The organism is Kocuria rosea, from assembly GCF_023715525.1.
Classification (GTDB): Bacteria; Actinomycetota; Actinomycetes; order Actinomycetales; family Micrococcaceae; genus Kocuria; species Kocuria rosea_A.
Genome location: NZ_JAMBOG010000014.1, coordinates 28957 through 48321, shown reverse-complemented (window position 1 = coordinate 48321; position 19365 = coordinate 28957). Strand labels below are relative to the sequence as shown.

Below are 19365 nucleotides of genomic sequence, written 5' to 3'. Positions count from 1 at the left end.
CTCAGGCCCCGGCAGGCGGCCGGGGCCGCTCCTGCGGCGCAGCGGCGGGGCGCGCACCGCCCGGGCGGCCGGGAAGACGCACCTGGAAGCGGGTGTCCCCGGGCCCGCCCGCCAGGCGCAGGCCGCCCCGGTGCTTCTGCACGACGATGCGCCACGAGATGTCCAGGCCGAGGCCCGTGCCCTGCCCCACGGGCTTGGTGGAGAAGAAGGGCTCGAAGATCCGCTCCCGGATCCCCTCCGGGACCCCGGGGCCGGTGTCGCCCACCTCGACGAGGACGGCGTCGCCCTCCCGGCGCGCCCCGACGGTGAGGGTCCCGTGCCCGCCCATGGCGTCCAGCGCGTTGTCGATCAGGTTCGTCCACACCTGGTTGAGCTCGGCGGGACAGCAGGGGACCGGCGGGAGGTCCGGAGCGTAGTCGCGCACGACGTCGATCCTCCGGTCGATCCGGTGCTGGAACATCACCAGGGTGCTGTCCAGCAGCTGCCGCACGTCGGCGTCCTGGAAGGGCGCCCGGTCGATCTGCGAGTACTGCTTGGCGGCGTCCACCAGGGTGGAGATCCGCCGTGCCGAGTCCTGGATCTCCTCGAGCAGCTTCGCGGCCGAGAACGCCGCTGCGAACCAGCGCAGCGCGCCGTCGAGGTCGCTGGCGGCCGCGGCCGTGCTCTCGAGCCAGTCCACGTCGACGTCGGCCTGGACGAAGGCCGCCGCGAGCTCCCAGCTCCCCTCGACGCCGTGGGCGTCCAGCCAGTCCGCGAGGGCGTCCTCCCGGTCGACCACCTCCATGGGCCGCAGGGGGAACGCCGAGCGGGCCCGGCGGTGGCCCTCGTCCCGGAGGGCCGTCAGCCGGGCGATCTCCTCGGGCGTGGCCGCCGAGAGCGTCCTGCTCATGGTCCCCTCCAGCTCCGCCGTCACCTCGCGCAGCGCCTCGGCGGAGCGCAGCGCGGAGACGGCGGGATTGTTCAGCTCGTGCGTGAGGCCGGCCGACAGCGTCCCCAGGGCCATCAGCCGCTCCCGCTGCCCGACGGCCTCGCGCGTGCTCTCCAGGCCGAAGAGCAGGCCCTCGAGCAGGTGGACGCCCATGGGGAACCACCGGGACACCATGACCGCGAAGTCGGCCGCGTCCAGGACCAGGAAGGAGCTGCGGGCGCTCGCCCGCATCGAGTTGGCGTACCGCTGCGGAACCCGGTCCCCCAGATAGGCGTGCACCGCCCCGGCGTACACCCCCCGCCGGGACGTCCGCACGAGCTCCACCTCGTCCTCGCCGACGCGCCGCGTGAGCACGAGCTCCCCGCCGAGCAGGACGTAGAGCTGCGCCGCCGGCATCCCCTCCTGGTAGACGGGGCCCGGCCCGGCGCTCTCCACGCGCGCGGCCTCCGCGACCCACGACAGCTGGTCCTCGTCCAGCTCCTCGAAGAGGAACAGCGTGCGCAGCTCCTCGGGGCTGCAGCGCACCGGGCTCACCGGTCCGCCAGGTACTTGTGCACGAGGGTCACCGCCAGAGCGCCCTCCCCGACCGCGGAGGCGACCCGCTTCACCGACCCGGACCGGACGTCCCCCGCGACGAAGATGCCGGGGGTGCTCGACTCCAGGGAGTACGGCGGGCGGTCGAGGTGCCAGCCGGCCGGCGGCTGGTTCTCCCGGAGCAGGTCGCTGCCCGTGAGGACGAATCCGCGGTCGTCCCGCGCCACGACGCCCGCCAGGTGCTGCGTGCGGGGCGTCGCGCCGATGAAGACGAACAGCCAGTTCGTGGGGACCTCCTCGGTGGCGCCCGTGACCCGGTCGGCGAGCGTGATCCCCTCGAGGTGCTCCTCGCCCCGGGCCGCGGTCACCTCGGTGTCCGTGACCACCTCGATGTTGCGGGTCGCGGCGATCTGGTCGATCAGGTACTGCGACATGGACGCCTGGAGGGAGCCCGCGCGGATGACCACCCGGACGGTGCGGGCCGTGCGGGCGAAGTGGATCGCCGCCTGCCCCGCGGAGTTCGCCCCGCCCACGACGTAGACGTCGGCGTCGCGGCAGTCCGAGGCCGCGGTGGTCGTCGAGCCGTAGAAGACCCCCCTGCCGGTGAGGTCGGTGAGGCCCGGGCCGTCCAGCGTCCTGTAGTCGACCCCCGTGGCCAGCACGACCGTGTGCCCGGCGATCTCGGTGCCGTCGTCGAGGGCCACGACCCGGGCCCCGCCGCGCGCTTCGATCCCGGTCACGTGGCGCGTCGTGAGGACCTCGGCGCCGAACTTGGAGACCTGGCGCCGCGCCCGGTCGGCGAGCTGCGCGCCGGAGACCCCGTCCGGGAAGCCCAGGTAGTTCTCGATCCGGGAGCTCTGGCCCGCCTGCCCCCCGGTGGCGCTGCGCTCGACCAGCACGGTCCGGAGTCCCTCCGAGGCGCCGTAGACGGCGGCGCCCAGGCCTGCCGGCCCGCCCCCGACCACCACCAGGTCGTAGAAGTCGTCCAGCGGGGCGGTCCGCAGGCCGACGTGCCGGGCGAGCTCCGAGTCGCTGGGGCCCACCAGCGCGGTGCCGGCCTCGGTCACGACCACCGGGAGCACCGAGGCGTCCACCCCGCTCGCGGCCAGGAGGCGCCCGCCCTCGGGGTCCTCGGCCGACACCCACCGGTAGGGCAGCTGGTTGCGGGCGAGGAAGTCACGGACCGCGAAGGAGCGCGCGGACCACCGGTGGCCCACGATGGTCGTGGCCGGCGCGGTGCGCCGCTCCGTCGCCCACCACGACTCGAGCAGGCTGTCGACCACCGGGTACAGCTTCTGCTCCGGCGGGTCCCACGGCTTGAGCAGGTAGTGGTCCAGGTCGATGACGTTGATGGCGTCGATCGCCGCGCCGGTGTCGGCGTAGGCGGTGAGCAGCATGCGCTTGGCGGTGGGGAACAGGTCGAGGGCGTGCTCCAGGAACTCGATGCCGTTCATCTCCGGCATCCGGTGGTCCGCGATGAGCAGCGCGACGTCGCTGCCCCGCAGCTTCAGCTCCCGCAGGGCCTCGAGGGCCTCGGCGCCGGAGCTGCTGCGCACGATCCGGTAGTGCTCGCCGTAGCGGCGGCGCAGGTCCCGCGCCACCGCCCGCGACACCCCCGGGTCGTCGTCCACGGACACGATGGCGACGGTGGCGTCGCGGCTGTCGGATGCGCTGGTGGGAGAGGTCACGGTCCTCCGTCGCTCGGCGGTGGGGCCCGGACCGGTGCCCGGCGGGCGGCCGCCGACCGGGGCCGGGGGCCCGGCGCATGTGCCGAAACTACAAGGGGCGCACCGACCCGTCAACGGTCCCCGTGGCGGGGAGCAGCCCCCGTCCCGGGAACCGTCAGCCCGGCCGCCGGCCGTGCCCCGGCCGGCGCAGCGCCGCCGTGGCGAGCACGACCAGCACCGCCGCCGCGGCCGCCCCTCCGGCCACGAGCACCGACCGCGGTTCGTCCGCGGCGCGGCCGACGGCGATCCAGGACAGTCCCCACGCCGCCGCGGCGGCCACCGCCCAGCGGGCGCCCACCCGCCGCTGGACCGCCGCGACCACGGCCGCGAGGAGCAGCACCACGGCGACGCCGATCCACTCGGCGCCCCGCCCCTGCTGGGACGCGCCCGAGGACACCAGGGCGGCCGCCACGTTGGCCGCCGTGGCCACGGACACCCAGCCCAGGTACAGCCCGAACGTGCCGTCCACGACCAGCCGCTCCACCGGCCCGCCGCGGCCCGGGGCCTGCGCCAGGCGCTGCACCAGCAGGCCCAGCACGAGCACCAGCGCCACGATGACGACCACGCTCGCCCAGATCCAGCCCTGCTGCGTGACCAGCAGCCAGCCGGCGTTGAGCAGCATCGACGCCGCCGCGAGCCAGCCGGTGGCCCGCGCCCGAGGGTCGGCGGCCCGCGGCGGCCACCACTGCCAGAGCGTGTAGGCGGCCAGGCCCAGGTAGATCACCGACCAGATCGAGAAGGCCGGCCCGGCCGGGGCGAGCAGGGTGGCGTCCGCGGCGAGGCTGCCGCCCGAGGACTCCTCGACCCGGGTGCCGAACAGGCCGATCCCGACCAGCGTGCCGAGCACGCAGGCGATCTCGCTGAGGGTGACGACGACCTGGCGGACGCGGTCCCGCGCAGTCGCGCGGGCGGCGTCGTGGCCGGTCCGGGTGGGGGTCGTGCTCACGGCGGGGCCTCTCCTCGAGCGGTGCGGGTCCTGGCCACACCGTAGGCCGGGGTGCTGGGAGCTCCCAGGGCACCGCCTCCCGCCCCGGCCTCTCGACCCGGCCGGGGCGGTTCCCTACAGTGGGCTGATGAACGAACCGACGAGCGCAGCGCGCGACGACCGGCCCGTCGTGGGCCTGCTCGGGGCCACCGGGATCACCGGGCGGGTGGCCCTGGCCCACCTGGTGGCCAGGGCGGCCGAAGCGGGCGTGGACGTCGTCGTCGGCGCCCGGGACCCCGGGCGCGTGCGGGCCCTGTGCGCCGCACGGGCCGTCCCCGTGCCCGAGACCGTGCGCACGGACGTCACGGACGAGGCCTCCCTGCGGACGCTCGTGCGGCGGGCGGACGTGCTGGTGAACCTCGCCGGGCCCTACACCCGCCTCGCCCCGCCCGTGCTCGCCGCGTGCGTCGCCGAGGGCACCCACTACCTCGACCTCACGGGGGAGCTGCCGCTCGTCCTGCGCACCGACCGGGACCTGCACGACGCCGCCCGGGCCGCGGGGGTGGCGCTCGTGCACACGGCGGGCTTCGAGGCCCTGCCGCCCGACGTGCTCGTCGACGCCGCCCGCCGGCACGCGGCCGCGACGGGGGAGACCCTGCGCAGCGCCGACCTCGTCACGAGCGTGCGCACCCCGCCGGGCAGCCGGTTCTCGGAGTCGGTCTCCGGCGGGACCGTGCAGAGCCTCGTCGAGGTCCTGCGCGATCCCGACCCCGCCCGCACGGGCGACGTCGCCGCGCGCGTCCCGCACCCCGCCCCCGGCACCGGGACCGCCGCCGACCCCGAAGCGGTGCGCCGGACCAGCCCCCTGCGGCTGCGCGCCCGCACGGCCGGCGGACGGGTGCTCGCGCCCATGAGCCCGCTGGCCGCGGTCAACCCTCCGGTGGTCCACCGCACCCAGGCGCTCAGCCCCGTGCCGGGGGCCGCGGCGCACCCGCTGGCGTTCCGGGAGGCCATGTCCCTCGGCCCGTGGGGCGGGGCCCCGGGCGCCGGGCGGTTCGCGGCGGCGGAGGCGGTGGCCGCGTTCCAGGCGCTCGCCGGTCTCGCCACCCGCCTGCCGCACCCCGTGCGCGCCCGGCTCGCCGACGTCCTGGCGCGGGTGCTGCCCGCGGCCGGGACCGGCCCGGAGGGCGACGTGCTCACCGGCTGGTCGTGGACCACCCGCGGCACGTTCACCACCCGCGAGGGGACGGTCTTCCCGGGCCTGCTCGAGGCGGAGGGCAACCCGGGCTACGGCACCACCCCGTGGCTGACCGCGGAGCTGGCCCTGCGCATGGCGACCCGGGGCGTCCCGGACGCGGCCCTGGGCTCCACGACGCCGGCCCTCGCCCTCGACGGCGACCTCGCGGCGCTGCTGCCCGCGCGGGTGCGGATCACCGTGGGCCGGTGACCGGGGGCGCCGGCCCGGACCCGGCCGGGGCCGACCCGATCACGTAACGTTCCCCGGTCGCGGCCCGGGAGTCCTACCCTCGGAGGAACCTGCCCGCCGATCCGAGGAGTCCGTCATGCTCCGCGCACCCTCCGCCCTGGTCGCCTTCGTCCTCGCCGCCGGCGTGGGGGTGGTCGCCCCCGCGCCGGCCGGGGCCGTGATCACCCCGCAGGTGGAGTCGAGCTGCCCGAGCGGGTCCCACGAGGGCTGCCACGCCTACGAGGACATGGACGTCTACCTCGGCCACGTCGTGGCCATGGTGGAGCCCATGTTCGACGAGGTCTACGGCGTCGGCAACCGTCCGGCGGCCACGTACTACGTGGCCGCGGGCCAGGTCGGGTTCACGGGCTGCGGGAACCCGGCGGACGGCTCCCCGGCCCCGTACAACAGCATGTCCTTCATGTACTGCCCCGGCGACCGCTCCGTCTACGTCGGTCAGGACCAGCTGTGGGAGTTCTACTCGGAGCTGGGCGACGCCGCGCCCGCGGCGGGCTACGCCCACGAGCTGGGCCACCACGTGCAGACGATCATGGGGGTTCCCGCGCCGCGCACGCCCCAGGAGTCCGTGGTGGTCGAGAACCAGGCCGACTGCGTCGCCGGTGCCTGGCTGCGCTACGCCGACCGGGCCGGGCAGCTGGAGTACCCCGACGACGTCGAGGACGTCAACGGGCTGCTGCAGCGGATCGCGCACGTCGAGTCGGAGCAGCGGACCCACGGCACGCTGGCGGAGCGGACCGAGGCGCTCAGCAACGGGTACGACAACGGCCTGGAGGGCTGCAACGAGTACACCCCCGCGACCCCCATCCACCCCTAGCACCGGCGAGCGGCGCCGGCGGGGCGGACGGGGGCGCGGACGGGCTCACGGCTTGAGCACCACCTTGATGCAGCCGTCCTCCTTCTTCTGGAACTTCTCGTACATCAGCGGCGCCTGGTCCAGGGGCACCGTGTGGGTCGCGAGGTCGAGCACGCCGAGCGGGTCCGAGGGGTCGTCGACGAGCGGGAGCAGGTCGTCGATCCACTTCTTCACGTTGCACTGGCCCATGCGCAGCTGGATCTGCTTGTCGAACATGGTGAGCAGCGGCAGCGGGCTCTTCGTGCCGCCGTAGACGCCGCTGAGCGAGATCGTCCCGCCCCGGCGGACGGCGTCGATCGCGGTGTTGAGGGCGTTGAGCCGGTCGGTGCCCACGGTCTCCATGGCCTTGCGGGCCAAAGGCCCGGGCAGCAGCCCGACCGCCTGGTGCGCCGCGCCCGCCACCGGTGAGCCGTGCGCCTCCATGCCGACCGCGTCCACCACCGCGTCGGGGCCGCGGCCGCCGGTGCGCTCGCGCAGCTCGTCGCCGACGCCGGGGTGCAGGTCGAGGGTCTCGACGCCGTGCCGCTCGGCCATGGCCCGGCGCTCGGCCACGGGGTCCACGGCGAGCACGCGGTAGCCGAGGTGGCGGCCGATCCGCGCCGACATCTGGCCGATGGGGCCCAGGCCCAGCACCGCCAGCGTCCCGCCCTCGGGCGGCGCGGCGTACTGCACGGCCTGCCACGCGGTGGGCACGACGTCGGAGAGGTACAGGTAGCGCTCGTCCTCACCGGTCTCGGGGACCTTGATGGGCCCGTAGTCCGCGTGCGGCACGCGCAGGTACTCCGCCTGCCCGCCGGGCACGGAGCCGTACATGCGGGAGTAGCCGTAGATGGCGCAGCCGCTGTTGTACTCGCGGACCTGCGTGGTCTCGCACTGCGACTGCAGGCCGCTGGTGCACATGAAGCAGTGCCCGCACGAGATGTTGAAGGGGATCACCACGCGGTCCCCGGCCTTGATGTTCGTGACGGCGGAGCCGACCTCCTCCACGATCCCCATGGGCTCGTGGCCGATCACGTCGCCCTTGTCCATGAAGGGGCCCAGCACCTCGTACAGGTGCAGGTCCGATCCGCAGATGCCGCTCGAGGTGATCCGCACGATCGCGTCCGTGGGCTCCTGGATCCGGGGGTCCGGGACCTCCTCGACGCTCACCGAGCGCTTCGCCTGCCATGTCAGAGCCTTCATCGATCCTCCTTCTCAGGGCCGCCGCACCGGTCGGAACGACAGCCTACTGATCTGTTCGGTCAGGACGATCCTACTCGTCCGCCCGCTCGGGGGCACGTGGGGATCCCGCCGCCGTGCCCGCTCCCCCGTGCAGGAAGTACGCCCCCGTCGAGCCGGCGAGCGTCGCGAACACCGCCACCGAGTAGAGGGCCAGGACCACCTCCAGCACCCGGGGGAACGCGCCCTGCGCGCTCAGCGCCTGGCCCGTGATCGTGGACATCGCCGCGTCGGACAGGGCCGTCCCGTAGTCGGCGTAGGCCCCCAGGACGTAGAGCAGCTGGCTGGAGGCGAGGACGACGACGCCGGTGACCGCCGCCAGCCAGCCGATCCGGTTGGACAGCAGCTTCCCGGCGGAGCGGGAGCTACGCACGCCCGCCGAGAGCACGCCCCCGACCCGGGCCAGCCGGGCGATCCGGGCCGCCCGGAGCAGGCGGGCGGCCTGGAACGCCCGGAAGAAGCGCAGGAACGGCACCAGCAGGAACACCACCTGCCACCAGTTGCGCCGCCAGAACCGGGCGGAGAAGCGCGCGATGTACGCCCGCAGGAGGAACTCGCCGGCGAACACGGCCCAGAAGACCCAGCCCGTCACGTCGAAGAACGCCGAGAGCGCCGGGTCCCGCGCGAGCAGCTGGCCCAGCACCACGAACAGGAACAGCACGCCCAGGATGCCCATGGGCCGGTCCAGCCGGCGCGCCAGCGCCTCGGCCGCGCCGAGCTCCTCGGCCTGCCGGGCCGGGTCCACCGTCCGCCTCACCACGCCGCCCGCCCGTCCTCGGGATCCGCCGTCCGCCCCACCCGCCCGGCGGCGCCCTGCAAGGGTGCGGGCCCGGGCGGCCGGGAGCGGATCAGCGGATCCCGTTCTCCTGCAGCCACATCTCCAGCAGGCCCAGCTGCCACAGCACGTTGGAGCGCAGCGGCGTGTGGTGCTCGTTGGGGTCCGCCAGCAGGGTCTCCACGACGTCCGAGTCGAACAGCCCGCGGCGCACGGCGCACGGGTCCGTCAGCGCCGCCTCGACCCGGGCGAGCGTCCCGCCCTCGAGCGTGCGGATCGCCGGGACGGGGAAGTAGCCCTTCCTCCGGTCGATCACCTCGTCCGGGACGACGCCGCGCGCCGCGCGCTTGAGCACGCCCTTGCCGCCGTCGGCGAGCTTGAGCTCCGGCGGGATCCGGCCGGCGAACTCGACGAGCTCGTGGTCGAGGAACGGCACGCGCGCCTCGAGGCCCCAGGCCATGGTCATGTTGTCCACGCGCTTCACGGGGTCGTCCACGAGCATCACGGTGGAGTCGGTGCGCAGGGCGGCGTCGACGGCGGTCTCCGCGCCCGGGCGGCCGAAGTGGCGCTCGATGAACGCCGACGGGGCGTCGTGGCCGGCCATCCACTCGGGAGAGAGGACCTTCGCCAGCCGCGACCACGGGCGGTCGAAGAAGACCGCCGCGTAGGTCTCCTGCGCCTGCTCCCGCTCGACGCCGGCCAGCGGCGGGTACCAGTGGTAGCCGCCCAGGACCTCGTCGGCGCCCTGGCCGGACTGGACCACCTTGACCGACTTCGAGACCTCCTCGCTGAGCAGGTAGAAGGCCACGCAGTCGTGGCTGATCATCGGCTCGCTCATCGCCGCGACGGTGCGGTCGATCGCCGGGACCAGCCGGGCGTCGTCGATCGCGATCTGGTGGTGGTCGGTGCCGAACCGGCGGGCGACCCGCGAGGAGAACTCGAACTCGTCCCCGGCCTCCTCGCCCACGGACTCGAAGCCGATGCTGAACGTCTGCAGGTCGTGCTGACCGCTCTCGGCCAGCAGCGCGACGACGAGGCTGGAGTCGATCCCGCCGGAGAGCAGCACGCCCACGGGGACGTCCGCGACCATGCGCCGCCGGACCGCGGTGCGCAGCTTCTCGAGCAGGCCCTCCTGCCAGTCCCGCTCGGACCACCCGGAGCGGTCCTCGTCCCGGGTGAACCGGGGGTTCCAGTACTCGTGGTCCGTGGCGGACCCGTCGGCCTCGACCGTGCGCACGGTCGCGGGAGGCAGCTTCCGGACCCCCTGCAGGATGGTGCGCGGGGCGGGGACCACGGAGTGGAAGGTCAGGTAGTAGGACAGGGCGGTGCGGTCGACGGAGGTGTCCACCCCGCCGGCCGCGAGCAGCGCCTGGACCGTGGACGCGAAGCGCAGCCGGTCGGCGGTGTGGTCCACGTAGAGGGGCTTGATCCCGAGCCGGTCGCGGGCGAGGACCGTGCGCCCGGTCGCGTGCTCGGTGACGGCGAAGGCGAACATGCCGTGGAAGTGCTCCACGCACCCGGTGCCCCACCGGTGGTACGCCTTCAGCGCGACCTCGGTGTCCGAGGTGGAGAAGAACCGGTAGCCGGCGCCGTGCAGCTCCTCGCGCAGCTCCCGGTAGTTGTAGATCATGCCGTTGAACACCATGGACAGCCCCAGCGGGGCGTCGACCATGGGCTGGTTGCCCGAGGGGCTCAGGTCGACGATCCTGAGCCGGCAGTGGCCCATCGCCACGGGGCCCTGGGCCCAGGCCCCCGACCCGTCGGGGCCGCGGAAGGACTGGGCGCACGTCATGCGGTGGACGGTGCCGGGGTCGGCGGCCGCGCCGTCGAAGCGGACCTCACCGGCGAGGCCGCACATCAGCGCTCACCCCGTCCCGGGGCCGCGGGCTGGTCGGGCAGGGCGGTCCGAGGCGCAGGAACATCCTCCAATGCTACGCGTCCCCGGTGCCGGGCTCCCCGGCCAGGTGCTCCACCAGGGCCCGGGCCCGCCGGCGGTTGTCCTCCGTGACCAGGTGCGGGACCCCCGCGAGGTGCAGGGCGGCGTCGGCGATCCGCTCCGCCGCGTCCTCCGGCAGGTGCGGGTGCGCCCGCTGGCGCTGCAGGATGACGTTCTCCGCGAGGCCCATGACGATGGCCGCCTCGAACGGCGTGGCCGGGCGGCCGGCGGTCCGCTCGAGCAGGTCCCCGTAGATGCCCTCCAGGGCGTCGCGGTTCTCGTGGAACTCCTCGAAGCCCTCGGCGCGCAGCTCGGGGGAGAAGTAGAGGGCGCCCAGGTTCTGCGGGTCCTCGAGCAGCAGGCGCGTGTCGGCGAAGCACAGGGCCCACAGCTTCACGTGCGCGGGGGCGTCCGCGGCCACGAGGCGCTCCGCGAACCGCCGGGACGGCACCACGGTGCCGAGCACGAGGCGCAGGAGGACGTCCTCCTTCGAGCTGAAGTAGTGGTAGACGCTCGCCTGCTGCAGACCGGCGAGCTCCGCGACCGCCCGCGTGCTCGTGCCGCCGAAGCCCCTCCGGGCGAAGAGCTCCCCGGCGGCGTGCAGGATGTCCTGCTCGGCCCCCCGGCCCGTGGGGGAGGCGGGGTTCTTGCGCGGGCGGCCTCGGGACTTCGTCATCCCACCGAACCTATCAACCCGCGCGGGCAGGGCCCGGGAGGCGGTTACACGACCGAAACAGGGGCCACACCCCGCGGAAATCCCGGCCTGCTTTGATTTCTGTCAAGCGACAGAAAAGCGCGACCGCAGAAGCGAAGGAGCCGGTCATGACCGACACCCAGACCACGTCCTCGACGGGCACGACCGCCGGGGCCCGGGCCCACGCCCGCGCCCAGGAGGGGACCGTCGTCGAGTGCGGCCCCACCGTGCCGTCCACCAACCACACCGGCGCCCCGGCCCGCGTGGCCCCGCAGGACCTCGTGTGGGCCGAGCGCGTCGCGGGGGGCAACTACACCCACAAGGTCCTGGACCGCGGGGTGGCGGTGCGGCTCACCGACGTGCAGGGGGACGCCTGCGCCTCGGTGCTGCTCTACAACGCGGCCGAGCCCTTCGAGCGGCTCAACGTGGCCGACACCATGAAGATCCAGTGGCAGGTCTACTCCGGGGCGGGCCAGGTCCTGCTCTCCGACCAGGGGCGGGCGATGGCCACGGTCGTCGAGGACAGCTCGGGCCGCCACGACGCGGTGTACGGGGCCAGCTCCCGGGCGCGCAACGAGGAGCGCTACGGCGACGGCCAGGCGCACGGGCCCAGCCCCGCCGGCCGCGAGCTGCTGGTCCTGGCCGGCGCCAAGCACGGCCTCACCCGCCGCGACGTCCCGCCCTGCGTCTCGTTCTTCCAGGGCGTCGAGATCGCCCCCTCCGGCCACCCCGTGTTCACCGGCTCGGCCGGGGCTGGCGCCTCCCTGACCCTGGTCACCGAGATGCCGTGCGTGCTGCTGATCGCCAACGCCGCCCACCCGCTGGACCCGCGCGAGGAGTACGTCAGCACCCCGCTCGACGTCGTCGCCTGGCGCGCCCAGCCCACCACCCCCGAGGCGCCCGCCTGGAGCTCGGCCCCCGAGCGCCGCCGCGCCTACCAGAACACCGCCGAGTACCTCCGCGCCCGCGGCCTGGCCTGAGCCGAGCCCCCGACACCGCAGCGACGAGCGACGACAGAAGGAACCGCACCATGACCGCTCCCACCACCGCTCCCACCACCACTTCCACCACCGGTTTCGGCCCCGAGTTCTCCCGCGAGACCGTGGCCCCGCGCGCCCCCTGGTCCGCCGTCCTGACGGCCGGGCAGGTCCTGACCATCGTGGACGTGGACGGCAACCAGGCCGTCGACTTCCTCGCCTACGACGCCGAGGACACGTCCCGGGCCTACAGCGTGCAGGCCACCCTGCAGGGGCAGGGCAGCGTCTACCTCACCGAGGGCTCGGTGCTGCGCACCAACGAGCACGACCCGCTGCTGACCGTCGTCGGCACGGACGTGGAGCGCCACGACACCCTCGGCGGGGCGTGCTCCAAGGAGTCGAACACCCTGCGCTACGGCCACCACACGTGGTCGCAGCACGGGTGCGCCGACAACTTCCTGGCCGAGCTCTCCAAGTACGGGATGGGCAAGCGGGACCAGGTCTCCAACGTCAACTGGTTCATGAACGTGCCGGTGGACCCGGACGGCGCCCTCGGGATCGTGGACGGCATCTCCGCGCCGGGCCTGTCGGTGAGCCTGCGCGCGGAGCGCGACGTGCTCGTGGTCGTCTCCAACTGCCCGCAGGTCAACAACCCCTGCAACGGCTTCGACCCCTCCCGCGCCGAGATGATCGTCTCCGCCGGCACCACCGGAACCCAGGAGGCCTGAGCGTGCGCGCCTTCGACACCGTCCTCGTCGCCAACCGCGGCGAGATCGCCGTGCGGATCATCCGCTCCGTCCAGGCGCTCGGCCTGCGGGCCGTGGCCGTCTACTCGGACGCCGACCGCGGCGCCCTGCACGTGAGCGCCGCCGACGAGGCCGTCCACCTCGGTCCCGCCCCCGCCGCGGAGAGCTACCTGGACATCGACCGGCTCCTCGCCGCCGCGCAGCGCACCGGCGCCGGGGCGATCCACCCCGGCTACGGCTTCCTCTCCGAGGACACCGGGTTCGCCGCGGCCTGCGAGGCCGCCGGGATCGCGTTCGTCGGCCCCACCCGGGAGCAGCTGGACGTCTTCGGCGCCAAGCACACCGCCCGCGACGCCGCCGTGGCCGCCGACGTGCCCCTGCTGGCCGGCACCGGGCTGCTCGACTCCCTCGAGGACGCACTCGCCCAGGCCGAGGCCATCGGCTGGCCCGTCATGCTCAAGGCCACCGCCGGCGGCGGCGGGATCGGCATGCAGGAGTGCCGCGACGCCGCCGACCTGCGCGCGGCGTGGGAGAGCGTCCGCCGCGTGGCCGGGGCCAACTTCTCCTCCGCCGGGGTCTTCCTCGAGCGGCTCGTGGACCGGGCCCGGCACGTCGAGGTCCAGGTCTTCGGCGACGGCCTCGGCGAGGTCCTCGTGGTCGGCGACCGCGACTGCACCCTCCAGCGCCGCCACCAGAAGGTGGTCGAGGAGGCCCCCGCCCCGGGCCTGCCCGGCGCCGTGCGCGCCGCGATCCACGACGCCGCCCGGCGGCTGTGCGCCTCCGTGGCCTACCGCTCCGCCGGGACGGTGGAGTTCATCTACGACCCGGTCCGGGAGGAGGCGGCGTTCCTCGAGGTCAACACGCGCCTGCAGGTCGAGCACCCCGTGACCGAGGCCGTCTACGGCGTGGACCTCGTCGAGTGGATGATCCGGCTGGCCGGCGGCGACCGCTCCATGATGGACACGGAGCTCGTCGCCCGCGGCGCCGCCGTGGAGGCCCGCGTGTACGCCGAGAACACCGACCTCGACAACCTGCCCAGCGCCGGCACCGTCACCGGCCTCGTGGTCCCCGAGGGGATCCGGGTGGACTCCTGGGTCGAGGTCGGCACCGAGGTCAGCGCGTTCTACGACCCGCTGCTGAGCAAGTTCGTCGCCCACGGGGAGGACCGCGAGCAGGCGTGGGCCGCCCTCGCCCGGGCCCTCGAGGACGCCCGCGTCCACGGCGTGGCCACCAACCTGGGCCTGCTGCGCGCCATCACCGGCCTGCCCGCGGTCGCCGCCGTCGAGCACTCCACCGCCACCCTCGAGGGGGTGCGCAGCGCGCAGCCCCGCGTGGAGGTGCTGCGCTCCGGGCTGATGACCACCGTCCAGGACCGGCCGGGCCGGATCGGCTACTGGCCGGTGGGCATCCCGCCGTCGGGGCCCATGGACGAGCTGTCCTTCCGGCTCGGCAACGAGGCCCTCGGCAACCCCGAGCGCGCCGCCGGCCTCGAGATCACCGTGGCCGGACCGACCCTGCGCTTCCACACGCCCACCCGCGCGGTGGTCACCGGCGCCCCCGTCGAGGTCCTCCTCGACAAGCGCCCCGCCGAGCAGTGGACGGTGCTGGAGCTGCCCGCCGGCGCCGTCCTGACGATCGGCCGGGCCGAGCAGGGCATGCGCTCCTACCTGCTGGTGGAGGGCGGCCTCGACGTCCCGCTGGTGCTGGGCTCCGCGGCCACCTTCGTGCAGGGCGAGATCGGCGGGGCCGCCGGGCGCGCCCTCGCCCCCGGCGACGTCCTGGGGATCAACACCCCCGCCGTGCCCCACGAGGTCGCCGACGTCCCGCTCGCCCGGCGCCCGCAGGTCGGGGCGTACTGGGAGATCGGCGTCCTGGAGGGCCCGCACGCCGCCCCGGAGTTCTTCACCGTGGCCGGCATGGAGGAGTTCTACGCCGTCGACTGGGAGGTCCACTTCAACTCCGACCGCACCGGCGTCCGGCTGGTCGGGCCGAAGCCGCAGTGGGCGCGCCGCGACGGCGGGGAGGCGGGCCTGCACCCCTCCAACATCCACGACACCCCGTACGCCGTGGGCGCGGTCGACTACACCGGCGACATGCCCATCCTGCTGGGCCCCGACGGCCCCAGCCTGGGCGGGTTCACCTGCCCCGCCACGGTGGCCGACGGCCAGAAGTGGAAGCTCGGGCAGCTGCGCGCCGGGGACCGCGTGCGGTTCGTGCCCATCACCCAGGCCCAGGCCGCCGAGCTGCGCGCCCGCCCGCGGGCGCAGGTCGTGGCCGGGCGGGACGCCGTCGTCGACGGCGGGATCGTCGCCGCGGTGCCCGGGAGCGCCGAGCGCCCGTCCCTGACCGTGCGGCGCAGCGGCGACTCCAACGTGCTCGTCGAGTACGGCGAGATGACCCTGGACATCGCCTCCCGGATGCGCGTCGAGGCCCTGCGCCGCGCCCTGCAGGAGCAGGTCGACGACGGCGCCCTGGCCGGCGTGCTGGAGATGACCCCCGGCATCCGCTCGCTGCAGGTCCACCTCGACCCGGACCGGCTCGGCCTGGACGAGGCGCTGGCGCGGGTGCTCGCCGTGGACGCGCAGCTGCCCGCCACCCACGACCTGCGCCTGCCCAGCCGCACCGTGCACCTGCCCCTGTCGTGGGACGACCCCGCGACCCGCGAGGCCATCCGCCGCTACGAGAAGGGCGTGCGCGACGACGCCCCGTGGTGCCCCTGGAACATCGAGTTCATCCGCCGGATCAACGGCCTGGACTCCGTCGAGGACGTCCGCTCCGTGCTCTTCGACGCCGAGTACCTGGTCCTGGGCCTCGGCGACGTCTACCTCGGCGCGCCCGTCGCCACCCCGGTGGACCCCCGGCACCGGCTGGTCACCACGAAGTACAACCCGGCCCGGACCTGGACGCCGCAGAACGCCGTGGGCATCGGCGGGGCCTACCTGTGCATCTACGGGATGGAGGGCCCGGGCGGCTACCAGTTCGTGGGCCGCACCACGCAGGTCTGGTCCACGCACCGCCAGCGCGGGCCCTACGAGGAGGGCACGCCGTGGCTGCTGCGCTTCTTCGACCGGATCAAGTGGTACCCCGTCTCCTCCGAGGAGCTCGCGACCATGCGCGCCGACATGGCCGCGGGCCGGCTGCCCCTGCGGATCGAGGAGGGCGAGTTCTCCATGGCCGAGTACGAGCGCTTCCTCGCCGACAACCGCGAGAGCATCGACGCGTTCAAGGACCGCCAGCAGACGGCCTTCGACGCCGAGCGCCAGGCGTGGGACGAGGCCGGCGAGTTCGAGCGCGCCGCCGCCCTCGAGGGGCTGGCCGCGCCCGACGACGTCGCCGTGGAGATCCCCGACGGGTGCGAGGGCGTCGAGGCCCAGTTCGCCGCCAACGTCTTCCGCGTGGACGTGCAGGTGGGGGACCGGGTCCGCGAGGGCCAGACCCTCATGGCGGTCGAGGCCATGAAGATGGAGGCCCCCGTGCAGGCCCCGGCGGACGGCGTGGTCCAGCGCATCGTCGTCGAGCCCGGCGCGCAGGTGAGCCCCGGGGCGGTGCTGGCCGTGGTCCGCACGGACGCGGCCGAGCCGGCACCGGCCGCAACGGGCCGAGAAGGCATCCAGGAGCGAGGAGAGCACCGATGACGACGACAGCAGCGACGAGCGCACCGGCGGGCGCACCGGCGGGCGCACCGGCGACCGCGGCGGCGCGCGAGGCCGCCGAGCTGGTGGCCGAGCGCTACCGGCTGGTCGAGGAGGCGGACCGGCCCGAGGTCTGGATCGGGCTGCGCCCCCCGCAGGACGTGGCCGGGGACGTCGCCCGCGCCCTCGCCGCCCGCGCCGCCGGCGAGCACCTGCCCCTGGCCGGGACCCTGTTCGCGGTGAAGAACAACATCGACGTGGCCGGCCTGCCCACGACCGCCGCGTGCCCCGCGTTCGGCTACGAGCCGGCGCAGGACGCCGCCGTGGTGCGCCGGCTCAAGCAGGCGGGCGCGGTGGTCATGGGCAGCACCAACCTGGACCAGTTCGCCACCGGGCTCGTGGGCACCCGCAGCCCCTACGGCGCCGTCCGGCACGCCGAGGACCCCGCCCGGATCTCCGGCGGGTCCAGCAGCGGCTCCGGGGTGGCCGTGGCCCTCGGGTTCGTGGACTTCGCCCTCGGCACCGACACCGCCGGCTCCGGCCGGGTGCCCGCGGCCCTGCACGGGCTGTACGGGGTCAAGCCCACCAAGGGCGTCGTGCCCTCCACCGGGGTCGTGCCCGCCTGCCGCACCCAGGACGTGGTGACCACCATGTCCCGGGACCTCGGCCTGGCCCGCCTCGCCGCCTCCGTCATGGCGGGGATCGACGACGGCGACGCCCGCTCCCGGGCCAGCGCCCCGCTGCGGCCGGCCGGTCTCGACCGCGTCGTCGGCTACGCCCCCGCCGAGCAGCTCGGGGAGCTCGCCCCCGGCTGGGCCGAGGCGTACGCGGGGGCCGTGCGCCAGTTCGAGCAGCGGGGCTTCCGGGCGGTGCCCGTCGACGTCGAGCCGTTCCTCGCCGCCGCGTCCCTGCTCTACGACGGCGCGTTCGTCGCCGAGCGGTACACGGCCGTGGGCGCGTTCGTCGACGCCCACCGGGACGCGGTGGACCCCACCGTCGGGCGAATCATCGCCGCGGCCGGGCAGATCCCCGCCCACCGGGTGTTCGCCGACCAGGAGTTCCTGGACGGCTGCACCCGCCGGGCCCGCTCGGTGTTCGCCACCGTCGACGCGCTCGTGCTGCCCACCACCACGTTCCACCCCACCCTGGCCGAGGTCGAGGCCGACCCCGTGGGCGCCAACAGCCGGATGGGACGGTTCACGAACTTCGTGAACCTGCTGGACCTCAGCGCGCTCGCGGTGCCCGCCGGGCGGGTGGACGGCCTGCCGTTCGGCGTCCAGCTGGTCGGCGGCACGTTCGAGGACGACCGGCTGGTCGACGTGGCGCGGGAGGGCGGCTTCGGTGACTGCTGAACCCCCCGCCCGCGCAGGGGCCGCGGAGGTGCTGCTCGTGGTCGCGGGCGCGCACCTGCGCGGCCAGCCGCTCAACGCCCAGCTGCTCGCGCTGTCCGCCCGGTTCGTGCAGGCCACCACCACGGCCGCCGAGTACCGCATGTTCGCCCTGGACACCGTGCCGCCCAAGCCGGGCGTGGTCCGCGCCCCGGACGGCGGGGCAGCCCTGGCCGTGGAGGTCTGGGCGCTGGCCCCTGCCGCCTTCGGGGCGTTCGTGGCCGGGCTGCCCGCCCCCATGGCCATCGGCAAGGTCGCCCTCGCCGACGGCCGCGGGCTGCCCGGGTTCCTCGTGGAGCCCTACGCCGTCGAGGGGGCCGAGGACATCACCGCCCACGGCGGCTGGGCGGCGTACCGGCAGTCCGCGGCCTGAGCGGGCCGCGCGCCGCCCTCCTCGCCGGCGGCGCCTCACCGCCGGGGCGTCACGGGCGGGGCGTCACCGGCGGGGCCCGGCCGGCGGGGGGCCTACGGACCCGCGCCGCACCAGGCGGGCCGGGAAGCTCTGGGTGCGCGGCGGGCCCCCGTGCCCCTCGAGCCGCTCCAGCAGGACGGCGGCGGCGGCGGTGCCGATGTCGAACGTCGGCTGGGCGACCACGGTGATGGGCGGGTCGACCAGGGTGGTCCACGGCAGGTCGTCGAACATGACGAAGGACAGGTCCTCCGGGACGCGCAGGCCGAGCTCCCGCACGGCGGTCAGCACGCTCACCCCGACCAGGCTGTCGGAGGCGATGACGGCGGTGACCGGCTCCGGGGCCTCCAGCAGCTCGCGGGTGACGCGCCGGACGTCCGCCTCGGTCCGCGCGCCGAGGCGGACGTACTCGGGCCGGCGCGGCAGCCCCGCCTCGTCCAGCGCCGCGGCCATGCCCGCGAGGCGGTCGGTCACCGGGGAGGCCTGCAGGGGCGCGCCGAAGCGGTAGCCCCCGGCCGGCTCGTCCGCCGTGGAGACGTAGGCGATCCGTTCGTGGCCGGCCTCGACGAGGTGGCGCGTGCACTCCCGGGCCGCGGGCACCATGTCGGCCTCCACGGCGTCGACCCCGAGGCCGTCGAGCCGGCGGTCCAGCAGCACCAGGGGCCGCCCGGACGCCGTCACCTCGGCGAGGTGGCCGGTGCTCCAGGACGAGCAGGGAGCCACGACGAGCCCGTCGACGCGCTTGTCCAGCAGCACGCGCACCGCGTCGACCTCCGCCTCCACCTCCTCGTCGGTGTTGATCAGGATGACGTCGTAGCCCCCGGCCTTGGCGGTGTCGGAGATCCCCCGGGTGGCCACGCCGAAGTAGGGGTTCTCGATGTCACCGACCACCACCCCGATGGTGTGCGAGCGCCCGGTGTTCATGCTGCGGGCCAGTTCGTTGGGCCGGTAGCCCAGCGCGTCCGCCGCGGCCAGCACGCGGGAGCGGGCGGCGTCGCTGACGGCCCCGTAGCCGCCCAGGGCGCGGGCGGCGGTGGCCTTGGCGACGCGCGCCTCCCGGGCGACGTCGGCCACGGTGACCTCTCGCGGCCGGGCGGGATCGGGGCTCATGTAAACCTTTCGTGACACCTCTTGACG

The 19365-nt window shown here is 75.0% G+C and carries 15 protein-coding genes; 7 read left to right on the top strand and 8 right to left on the bottom strand.

Annotated elements, in window-relative coordinates; genetic code table 11:
- Position 1 precedes the first annotated feature (1 nt).
- The 3 genes from M3185_RS11200 to M3185_RS11190 form a co-directional block, all read right to left on the bottom strand.
- Positions 2-1462 (bottom strand): ATP-binding protein, encoded by a 1461-nt coding sequence (locus tag M3185_RS11200; RefSeq protein ID WP_251333756.1) that lies wholly within the window; start codon positions 1460-1462, stop codon positions 2-4.
- A complete protein-coding gene (locus M3185_RS11195) occupies positions 1459-3150 on the bottom strand; it encodes an FAD-dependent oxidoreductase (RefSeq protein ID WP_251333755.1) in 1692 nt (563 codons plus the stop codon). Before M3185_RS11195 ends, M3185_RS11200 begins: the two co-directional genes overlap by 4 nt.
- Positions 3151-3304: 154 nt before the next feature.
- The gene (locus M3185_RS11190; protein WP_251333754.1) at positions 3305-4135 is read right to left on the bottom strand and encodes a tryptophan-rich sensory protein; all 831 of its coding nucleotides are present in this window, start codon (positions 4133-4135) and stop codon (positions 3305-3307) included.
- Positions 4136-4262: 127 nt separating this feature from the next.
- Between M3185_RS11190 and M3185_RS11185 the strand changes: the two genes are divergently transcribed.
- A complete protein-coding gene (locus M3185_RS11185; protein WP_251333753.1) occupies positions 4263-5561 on the top strand; it encodes a saccharopine dehydrogenase NADP-binding domain-containing protein in 1299 nt (432 codons plus the stop codon).
- A 115-nt stretch (positions 5562-5676) separates the two neighbouring features.
- Entirely contained in the window at positions 5677-6414 is a 738-nt protein-coding gene (locus tag M3185_RS11180) for a neutral zinc metallopeptidase (RefSeq protein ID WP_251333752.1), read from the top strand.
- Positions 6415-6459: 45 nt separating this feature from the next.
- On the opposite strand, the gene M3185_RS11175 is transcribed toward M3185_RS11180, so the two are convergent.
- From M3185_RS11175 to M3185_RS11160, 4 genes are all read right to left on the bottom strand, one after another.
- Positions 6460-7635 carry a zinc-dependent alcohol dehydrogenase gene (locus M3185_RS11175; RefSeq protein ID WP_251333751.1) on the bottom strand — a complete coding sequence of 392 codons (1176 nt, stop codon included), beginning with the start codon at positions 7633-7635 and terminating at the stop codon, positions 6460-6462.
- A 70-nt stretch (positions 7636-7705) separates the two neighbouring features.
- Positions 7706-8431 carry a hypothetical protein gene (locus tag M3185_RS11170; RefSeq protein ID WP_251333750.1) on the bottom strand — a complete coding sequence of 242 codons (726 nt, stop codon included), beginning with the start codon at positions 8429-8431 and terminating at the stop codon, positions 7706-7708.
- 88 nt (positions 8432-8519) lie between these two features.
- Complete coding sequence (locus tag M3185_RS11165; protein WP_251333749.1) at positions 8520-10304, bottom strand: N-acetylglutaminylglutamine amidotransferase; 1785 nt, start codon at positions 10302-10304, stop codon at positions 8520-8522.
- A gap of 73 nt (positions 10305-10377) precedes the next feature.
- A complete protein-coding gene (locus M3185_RS11160; protein ID WP_251333748.1) occupies positions 10378-11058 on the bottom strand; it encodes a TetR/AcrR family transcriptional regulator in 681 nt (226 codons plus the stop codon).
- 146 nt (positions 11059-11204) lie between these two features.
- On the opposite strand from M3185_RS11160, the gene M3185_RS11155 reads away from it, so the two are divergent.
- The 5 genes from M3185_RS11155 to M3185_RS11135 are packed head-to-tail and all read left to right on the top strand — an operon-like array spanning position 11205 to position 18192.
- On the top strand, positions 11205-12056 hold the full coding sequence (locus M3185_RS11155; protein ID WP_251333747.1) for an urea amidolyase associated protein UAAP1: 852 nt from the start codon (positions 11205-11207) through the stop codon (positions 12054-12056).
- A gap of 50 nt (positions 12057-12106) precedes the next feature.
- Positions 12107-12781 (top strand): urea amidolyase associated protein UAAP2, encoded by a 675-nt coding sequence (locus M3185_RS11150; protein WP_251333746.1) that lies wholly within the window; start codon positions 12107-12109, stop codon positions 12779-12781.
- Between the two features lie 2 nt (positions 12782-12783).
- On the top strand, positions 12784-16434 hold the full coding sequence (gene uca / locus M3185_RS11145; RefSeq protein ID WP_251333745.1) for an urea carboxylase: 3651 nt from the start codon (positions 12784-12786) through the stop codon (positions 16432-16434).
- Entirely contained in the window at positions 16431-17783 is a 1353-nt protein-coding gene (locus tag M3185_RS11140) for an allophanate hydrolase (protein WP_251333744.1), read from the top strand. Before uca ends, M3185_RS11140 begins: the two co-directional genes overlap by 4 nt.
- The gene (locus M3185_RS11135; protein WP_251333743.1) at positions 17773-18192 is read left to right on the top strand and encodes an allophanate hydrolase-related protein; all 420 of its coding nucleotides are present in this window, start codon (positions 17773-17775) and stop codon (positions 18190-18192) included. Before M3185_RS11140 ends, M3185_RS11135 begins: the two co-directional genes overlap by 11 nt.
- Before the next feature lie 63 nt (positions 18193-18255).
- On the opposite strand, the gene M3185_RS11130 is transcribed toward M3185_RS11135, so the two are convergent.
- Positions 18256-19338 (bottom strand): LacI family DNA-binding transcriptional regulator, encoded by a 1083-nt coding sequence (locus M3185_RS11130; RefSeq protein ID WP_251333742.1) that lies wholly within the window; start codon positions 19336-19338, stop codon positions 18256-18258.
- Positions 19339-19365 lie beyond the last annotated feature (27 nt).

Excerpts from the sequence above, each read along its gene's own strand:
- M3185_RS11155 (WP_251333747.1), top strand. The coding sequence starts at position 11,205 with ATGACCGACACCCAGACCACGTCCTCGACGGGCACGACCGCCGGGGCC.
- M3185_RS11150 (WP_251333746.1), top strand. The coding sequence starts at position 12,107 with ATGACCGCTCCCACCACCGCTCCCACCACCACTTCCACCACCGGTTTC.
- M3185_RS11130 (WP_251333742.1), bottom strand. The coding sequence starts at position 19,338 with ATGAGCCCCGATCCCGCCCGGCCGCGAGAGGTCACCGTGGCCGACGTC.
- M3185_RS11185 (WP_251333753.1), top strand. The coding sequence starts at position 4,263 with ATGAACGAACCGACGAGCGCAGCGCGCGACGACCGGCCCGTCGTGGGC.
- M3185_RS11175 (WP_251333751.1), bottom strand. The coding sequence starts at position 7,635 with ATGAAGGCTCTGACATGGCAGGCGAAGCGCTCGGTGAGCGTCGAGGAG.
- M3185_RS11180 (WP_251333752.1), top strand. The coding sequence starts at position 5,677 with ATGCTCCGCGCACCCTCCGCCCTGGTCGCCTTCGTCCTCGCCGCCGGC.
- M3185_RS11140 (WP_251333744.1), top strand. The coding sequence starts at position 16,431 with ATGACGACGACAGCAGCGACGAGCGCACCGGCGGGCGCACCGGCGGGC.
- M3185_RS11165 (WP_251333749.1), bottom strand. The coding sequence starts at position 10,304 with ATGTGCGGCCTCGCCGGTGAGGTCCGCTTCGACGGCGCGGCCGCCGAC.
- M3185_RS11160 (WP_251333748.1), bottom strand. The coding sequence starts at position 11,058 with ATGACGAAGTCCCGAGGCCGCCCGCGCAAGAACCCCGCCTCCCCCACG.